General features: G+C 68.0%; 5 protein-coding genes. 3 read left to right on the forward strand and 2 right to left on the reverse strand.

Annotated elements, in window-relative coordinates; translation table 11 throughout:
* A partial coding sequence (locus ACSDR0_RS49825) for a hypothetical protein (RefSeq protein WP_435295999.1) occupies window positions 1-190 on the forward strand: 190 nt, incomplete at its 5' end.
* A 155-nt stretch (window positions 191-345) separates the two neighbouring features.
* The gene (locus ACSDR0_RS49830) at window positions 346-909 is read left to right on the forward strand and encodes a dihydrofolate reductase family protein (protein WP_184759226.1); all 564 of its coding nucleotides are present in this window, start codon (window positions 346-348) and stop codon (window positions 907-909) included.
* Between the two features lie 347 nt (window positions 910-1,256).
* Here the strand turns inward: ACSDR0_RS49830 and ACSDR0_RS49835 are convergent, their stop codons facing one another.
* On the reverse strand, window positions 1,257-2,264 hold the full coding sequence (locus tag ACSDR0_RS49835; RefSeq protein ID WP_435296000.1) for an RNA polymerase subunit sigma-70: 1,008 nt from the start codon (window positions 2,262-2,264) through the stop codon (window positions 1,257-1,259).
* Window positions 2,265-2,578: 314 nt separating this feature from the next.
* Window positions 2,579-2,755, reverse strand: coding sequence for a hypothetical protein (locus tag ACSDR0_RS49840; RefSeq protein WP_248958463.1), 177 nt, complete (start codon window positions 2,753-2,755; stop codon window positions 2,579-2,581).
* 84 nt (window positions 2,756-2,839) lie between these two features.
* Here ACSDR0_RS49840 and ACSDR0_RS49845 point away from each other — a divergent pair.
* Window positions 2,840-3,405 (forward strand): exonuclease domain-containing protein (locus ACSDR0_RS49845; protein WP_435296001.1); only part of this gene is annotated, 566 nt, incomplete at its 3' end.

Genomic DNA, 3,405 nt, shown 5'->3' on the forward strand with positions numbered 1-3,405 from the left:
GTGGATGTGCCATGACACCGTCACCTGGAGCAGCCTGCGGCTGGCAAGCTCATCAGCAGAGATCACGACGCCTATGGAAAGTAGACAGCCTCTGTTGCAGGTGGCCGTGGAAGGCCTTCCCGTCCGGGCAGACGGCAGCAGCGGTCGGGGAGAGCTGGCCATGGGTGCGCCGCTGCCCGTACGAGGGTGAAGTCGAGATCCGGTGGGTAGTGCTCGAGCCCAGCCGAGTACGCCGTGCCAAGTCCGGAACGCGAGGACTACCTGCGGACGCAGATCGCGCACCGATTAGGTTTCCGCGCCGCGCCCGTCTGTACGTGTGAGATCGACTCACGAGAGGCTGGCACGATGCGGAAACTGATTTTCGGCATGAACCTGAGCCTGGACGGCTACATCGCCGCGCCCGGCGACGACCTCGGCTGGAGCGTACCGAGCGACGAGCTGTTCCAGTGGTGGTCCGACCGGGTGGGGGCGACCGGCCTGGCGCTGTACGGGCGCAAACTGTGGGAGACGATGAGCTCCCACTGGCCGACCGCCGACCAGCAGCCTGGCGCTACCCCGGCGGAGATCGAGTACGCCCGCCGCTGGCGGGATATGCCGAAGGTGGTGTTCTCCTCGACGACCAGCACGGTCGACTGGAACACCCGCCTGGTCACCGGCGACGCGGTCACCGAGATCACCCGGCTCAAGGCCGAAGACGGCGGCCCCATGGACATCGGCGGCGCCACGCTCGCCGGGGCGGCCATGCGGGCCGGGCTGATCGACGAGTACGTGCTGGTCACCGCACCGGCCTTGCTGGGCGGCGGCACGCCGTTCTTCACGGCCCTGGACAGCTGGGTGAACCTGAACCTGGTGGAGACGCGGACGTTTCCCGGCGGCGTGGTGCTGACCCGATACGAGACGAGGCGATGAGCACGGGCCAGATGCTCGGCTCGTGAGGCCAGGTCCTGGGCTCGTGAGGCCAGGTCGAAATCCTTCCTGGCGTGCTCACCGTGACCCTCGGCTATGAGGGAACCCTCCCCGGGCCCTTCCTTGCGTTCCGAGTGAGCTGTTGACCGACTTGCTGGAGATGAGGGACGACAGCGTCGTTGATCGTGACGATGTTCTTCGGGCATGAAGATGCCCCGCCGGCAACGCCGGCGGGGCGGTGGTGTTCGCGTTGCCGCGTTGGTGTTCAGCTGGTCGGGGTGCTCATTCCGCGGTGACTTCGGTGACGGCGGCCCGTGCGCTGGACTCGTCGACGATGGGGACTCGTCTGATTACAGTGTCGGAGGCAGGCCCAGCCATGGTTTGTCGGTGGCGTCGAATCCGGTGAGCTCGGCGACCTTCCCGTCGACGATGTGCAGGACCGCGATGGTAAACAGCCGGTACTCCGGGTCGTCGGGGGTGCGGAGGTATAGCACGGCGGCAGGCATGCGGTTGACCGTCGTGGTGATACAGCGCCAGTCGTCGTGGCCGCGCTGGAAGAGCCCACCGGAGACCCAGCCGTCCACCGCGTCCTTGGCCGTGATGACCGAGGTTCCCGGCTCGGGCAGCATCGCGAAGCGCAGGTCGTCGCGCAGCAGGGACATCAGCCCGTCCAGGTCGTTGCGCTCATGGGCGTCGATATACGACTTCACCACGCCGCGCTCGTCATCCGACAGCTCGTGGGTGGCGGGGCTCCGCCAGTCGAGGCGGCGATCGGGCAGCTGCTCGCGCATCGTCACGCGCGCCCGCTGTAGTGCGCTGGTCACCGATGCGACGGTCAGTTCGAGGGCGTCGGCGGCCTTCGACGCCGGCCAGCCGAGGACGTCGCGCAGGATGAACGCCGCCCGCTGCCGCGGCGGCAGGTGCTGGACGGCGACGATGAACGCCAGCTCGATCGTCTCCCGCGCCACCACCGATTCCTGCGGGTCCTCGGGGAGCATCCGGTCGGGGTAGGGCTGCAGGTACAGCACCTCGGAGCCGGGGTCCGGCAGCTCGGACGGTACGGGTGTGCGGTCGTTGCGCTTCTCCAGGAAGTCGAGGCAGGCGTTCGTCGCGATTCGGTACAGCCAGGTCCGCAGGGCCGCGTGGCCCTTGAACGACTCCCGCTTGTTCCACGCTCGCAGGAACGTCTCCTGCGTCAGGTCCTGGGCATCCTCGTAGTTCGCGAGCATCCGGTAGCAGTGCACCTGCAGCTCACGCCGGTGGCGCTCCGTGATGAGTGCGAACCGCGCCGTGTCGCCTGAGCGGACCGCCGCGAGGAACGTGGCCTCGTCGGCGCCCAGCGGTCTGGTGTCGGTCATGGTCATCAATCCTTCCACCGGTGCGAGGGCTAACAGAACTGACGACGTGGCGGAGGATTTCTGATCGGTGAAGCCGCTGACACCGGGCCGTTCGCCAGGCCGGATGGGTCGGGTCGATCCAGGGAACGTGCTCCGGGTCGGGCACACCCTCGATGTCGAGGTGGGGCCGGCACGGCTGAGCGTTGTTTCTCGGCGCCTGCTACTTAGGGGCCGCGTCGGCGCGCCTCCGACCGCGATGCCAAACCAGACGCCGCCTCGGCGAGGTCAGTCACCCGCGGCCTCGCTGAGGTCGGACAGGACGCCTAACCGACGGTTCAGACCAGCGGTGGCGCGGTCACAGCGTCGCGCTGAGCTTGGAGTTGCTTCATGTCGGTGGCATCCGACCGGCGGAGAACAAAGATCTTCGCCAGCGCGATGAGGCTGGGGCCGGTGAGGAGCGCTGCCAGCCATAGCTGTCCGTTGACGCCGACGACAACTGCGCCGGTGAGCATGCCGATCGCGATGGCGACGGAGCCGCAGGTCCGTCCTCGGTCGTCCTCGTCTTCGCCGATTCGCCAAGCTTGTCAGATAATGCCGTGACGGCTCTGGCTCTGCATGCCCGAGGCGTCGACGTCGCCCGCTACGGTGTCGCCCTGCTGCTCTGCGCCACCCCACCCCGGGTGGCCGCGAACCTGCTGGCCGAACTGGCCGCCTCCAGCTTCCCCGACGCCGCCGACCTGGCGAGCCTGATCCCCGACAAGAGGATCGACAAGTACGACGACGTCATCGGCGAGAGCCTGCTGACCCGCTCCTACGCCGCCCGCAAACTCGACGTCCCCGGCACCGAGCAGGCCATCACCACCCTCGCCGACCAGGCCGCTCCGGTGCAAGCGGCACAGGCCGAACCTCCTGTTGTGGCGGCCGTGGCGTCGTGTCGTCACCGGCTGGGATCCCTTCCCTACGCCGTCGTCGACGTCGAGACCACCTCGACCGATGCCCGTAAAGCCCGCATCGTCGAAATCGCGATCATCCGTCTGCATCCCGACGGCAGCGACGACCGCCTCTACTCCACGATCGTCGACCCCGGAACGGGCCCCGGCCCCACGCACATCCACGGCCTTACCGCCGGGGATCTGGCGGGAGCCCCGCGTTTCGCGGAGAT

This window comes from Streptosporangium sp. G11 (genome assembly GCF_051192615.1).
Classification (GTDB): Bacteria; Actinomycetota; Actinomycetes; order Streptosporangiales; family Streptosporangiaceae; genus Streptosporangium.

Excerpts from the sequence above, each read along its gene's own strand:
- ACSDR0_RS49830 (WP_184759226.1), top strand. The coding sequence starts at position 346 with ATGCGGAAACTGATTTTCGGCATGAACCTGAGCCTGGACGGCTACATC.
- ACSDR0_RS49835 (WP_435296000.1), bottom strand. The coding sequence starts at position 2,264 with ATGACCGACACCAGACCGCTGGGCGCCGACGAGGCCACGTTCCTCGCG.
- ACSDR0_RS49840 (WP_248958463.1), bottom strand. The coding sequence starts at position 2,755 with ATGCTCACCGGCGCAGTTGTCGTCGGCGTCAACGGACAGCTATGGCTG.